General features: G+C 62.4%; 3 protein-coding genes and 1 pseudogene. All 4 read right to left on the bottom strand.

The features are described from left to right. Nucleotides 1-300, bottom strand: a pseudogene (locus VAE54_RS02310) (hypothetical protein); the annotation flags it as partial. A gap of 212 nt (nt 301-512) precedes the next feature. Then, nucleotides 513-2270, bottom strand: coding sequence for a hypothetical protein (locus tag VAE54_RS02305; RefSeq protein WP_322800318.1), 1758 nt, complete (start codon nt 2268-2270; stop codon nt 513-515). A 12-nt stretch (nt 2271-2282) separates the two neighbouring features. After that, entirely contained in the window at nt 2283-2828 is a 546-nt protein-coding gene (locus tag VAE54_RS02300; RefSeq protein WP_322800317.1) for a hypothetical protein, read from the bottom strand. 18 nt (nt 2829-2846) lie between these two features. Continuing rightward, nucleotides 2847-3504: hypothetical protein (locus VAE54_RS02295; RefSeq protein WP_322800316.1), on the bottom strand; the 658-nt coding region annotated here is incomplete at its 5' end.

The raw sequence follows: 3504 nt of genomic DNA, 5'->3' as shown, positions 1-3504 counted from the left end.
TGATCCAACAGGCACCGCAGTTGCTTCCGCTCCTGAAAGGGGGCCATGGGTCATACCGAAGATGCCGACTGGGACGGGCCGGCCCAGGCCCCGCAGGGCGATCCATCCGGCCAGGGCGCCTGTGGTGCGGCGAAGGAAATCGCGCCTCCCCCAATCCACCCCCAGCACCGGCCCGCCGTGCCGGGCCACGGCCTGGGCGGCCCGCAACGCCCGCACCGGGCCCAAGACCTGCACGAGACGCGCCCGCATCCCAAGGCCCGCCAAGACCCGCACCCGCTCCCCTTCGACCTCGACGAGCATCGGCTCTTAGCGCCCGCCGGGACGGGCCGGGTTCCGTCGGGCCTGCACCTCGGGCTCCCGTAGCGACCGCACCCCCAGCCGCCCGCCGCTGAGCGTTTCCACCTCCCGGGCCAGGGCGGCGCACACGCAGGACTCTGCATCATCAGGCGTAGAATCTTCCCTCGCAAAGGAATCCGCACATAGGTGATGAGTTCGGTGCCTGGCGGGAAAGCTCAGGGGGCGGCGTGGGAACTCCGCGGCGGTTGCCACTCCAGCAGGGCGAATCGGCATGGCTCCCCCGGCGGCGTCCGCTCGAAGGCTCCGATCCATATCCGTCCTCCCTCTCCCAGCAGGCTGTAGATCCGTTCTACCTCAGGGGAGAAGTCCCACTCCCCCAGCAGGCGTCCGGCCTTATCCCAGAGCTGCAGCGCCGCCGGGTTCGTCCGGGATAGGGTCACCAATCCCCCTTCCAGGAACGCCAGAGGCCCGGCGGTCGCCGCCTCCGCTAAGGGCACCGGCTCCCCGTTGGGACCCGGAGGCAGCCGCAGCCACTCCAGCTGATCCTTCCCCACATCCCACAGCGCCACCCCACCCCCTGCCGGATCCCAGGCTACCCAGGTCCGACCCGGCCACCGGCGCACCCATCCCGGCTGTGCCCCATCCAGCAAATACAGGCTCCGCGCTCCCCGCCAGCCGCCCTCCGGTCCCACCTCCGCGAACTCCACCGCCAGCCACCGTCCATCGGGGGAAAGGTAAAAGCTCGGCCCCATCACCCCGCCCTTTGGCAGATCCACCAGCGGATCCTTCAACCCCAGATCCTCCGGGCCCTCCACCCGCCCGGTAGCCCCATCGATGGTCACCCCAAATTGCACAACCGGCTTGCCTTCGGGCCGCAGGATCGCCACCCGGCACCACAACAGCCACCGGCCCGAGGTCCCCACAGGGAACAGGTCACACACGGACTCGGGGCCATCACCTGGAATCCGGGAGATGGGGAGAGGCGGAAAGGCCTGAAGCGGAGCTCCAGGATGAGCCGGGATGCGCCAGGAGGGACTGTGGGCCGGCTCAAGGCCGTTGACGCCGCCAATCGCCAGCCACATCCACTCGGAGCGATCCCACGCCCAGCTCCGAAAAACCCAGTCCCCGGGATGGTCCTCTGGGATCTCCCCCAACCGCTCCCACTGTCCCGTGGCGGCGTCCCCCCGCCACCACATCGACCGATTCCGTTCCCGCGCCAGCACGATGGTCCCGGTCATCACCAACGCCTCCCCCATCGGCGCCGGCGCCCCCAGATCCCGAGAAACGCCGCGAGCCGGATCCTCCAGCCTCACCCGCCCATCCGGCGTCACCCGCAGCTGCTGGGATCCTATCCGGTCCGAGGGGAAGGCCTCCTGCCGCGCCCGCAGCTGGGCCGCGGCCCGCGGCAACCAGAGCTCCCAGGCCGCACCTCCCCAAGCCGCTCCCCGCACGTGGGGCTGGAAGATCAGCTCCGGGCTCAGAAAGACATCCCAGGCTTCCTCCGGATGCAACCGCCGATGGGCCTCCCTCCGCAGGTCCACTGCCACCTGAACGGCCCGGGCGTTCCGGTTCAGCAACAACCGCACTTCCAGCGCCGCCCCTCCCGACGAAACCCGCCAAGGCAGAGGCGGTTGGATCAGACCACGGATCCTGCGTAGGGGTTGCCCGCCCACCGATGCCGGCTCCCACCGCCAGCGGGAAGGATCCGGCAGCAAGGCACGATCGGCCGGCGTGGGGTTCTCCGGATCCGAGACCTCCTGAAACACACAGGCCGGAGGGGTGAGGGATGGGGTCCTTGCGGGGGCCCGGGTAGGAGTGGTCCCTCCCGAGGGGCGCGTGGGAACTGATAGAGGGGTGGCTGGCGTGGGAGCCGGTGAAGGGGCGGGTGGCCGCAAGGGTTGGCAAGCCCCCCAGACCCCTACGGCCAGCACCCCCCAAATAATGATCCAGCGAAGGACCGTCCCGGCTTGCATCGGTGCCCCTCCTCAGCATGGATAAACTTGAAATGAGTAAAGCAGTGTGGTTCCCTCACTAACAGTTTGCCAGCATGCCAGAGGGGCTCTCTGACCATTGATCATGCCTATATGCACATGAGGTCCCGAGAAGCAACATTCTGGGTCCTTAATAGCACCACAACAACACGTTGAAGTGCATTTAGTGCACCCAGGTATTTTTCCTAGTAAAAGCCTATTAGATGTGAGAAGAGTTGTCCATCCATCAGGCTGTTGTCCCGCTGCTTGATCTAAATGTCCATAAAATACCGATCCAACATAGCAATTTGTAGAGTAATCGTATAAATCGACACGCCTAATACGTCGATAATAGTCAGGGCTGATGCCATAACAACATTGATATAGCGTTGAAATATAAACCTTGATAGGATAAGTGGTATATAAATAAACATTCGTTCCTGGAAGGGCTGCGATATCGATTAAATACCCTTCACCATTGCAAGCTTTATGAGGTGCACAAAGAGAGTCAATATTAGTGATGGTCCCAGAAAATGGAGAATAAACATCGACAACTGGCATGTTAGCCTCCTAAATATATCATCTTTTGCTGACTTTCCGTAGCGATTGAGCGATGTTGATGAAGGATTCTCGACGGCGATCATGCTCAGCAATCAGTATATAGAGCACGCTTTGCTCTAACCAAAGCGCTAAATATCCTCGTGCGCTCGGGAGAAGCAGACCTGGTTGTGGAAGGAAGAATACTTTCTCCGGGGGTATCAGAACATCAGGAGTCTCTGGTGAAAACACTGGCCATACCGGATAAGGCGAAGGAGGCGTTGGTTGCGCAACAACACGGATTAAAGGTTCCCATGTGGAATCTACCCACGTCGCTGAAACAGAAAAAATCTTCCGTGATTGCTGAAAAATCGTTACATAAATTCCATAGAAGGTAAATTCAGATGGCAAAATATCAGGAAAATAAAACGGGAAACTCAACTGAGGAGCTATTTCCTCGAACCGATCGAATCTCAAGATCGCACCACGAAGTGGTGCGACTGTCGCTTCATCGGAATCACTCTGGCACAAGAAGGGGGTGGGACTGCTCCGGACCCAGGCGGGAAGGGGTGCCCCCGCGGGCAGCAGCAGGAAGCCTTCCCACAGCTCCCCCTCGCTATCCGTGGGGGGTGTGGGGGGAGCCGCGGCCGCTGGGACGGGCCGGCCCAGGCCCCGCAGGGCGATCCATCCGGCCAGGGCG

It is taken from the genome of Thermoflexus sp. (assembly GCF_034432235.1).
Lineage (GTDB): Bacteria > Chloroflexota > Anaerolineae > Thermoflexales > Thermoflexaceae > Thermoflexus.
This window is presented reverse-complemented; position numbering and strand designations above follow the sequence as displayed.

Excerpts from the sequence above, each read along its gene's own strand:
- VAE54_RS02305 (WP_322800318.1), bottom strand. The coding sequence starts at position 2,270 with ATGCAAGCCGGGACGGTCCTTCGCTGGATCATTATTTGGGGGGTGCTG.
- VAE54_RS02300 (WP_322800317.1), bottom strand. The coding sequence starts at position 2,828 with ATGCCAGTTGTCGATGTTTATTCTCCATTTTCTGGGACCATCACTAAT.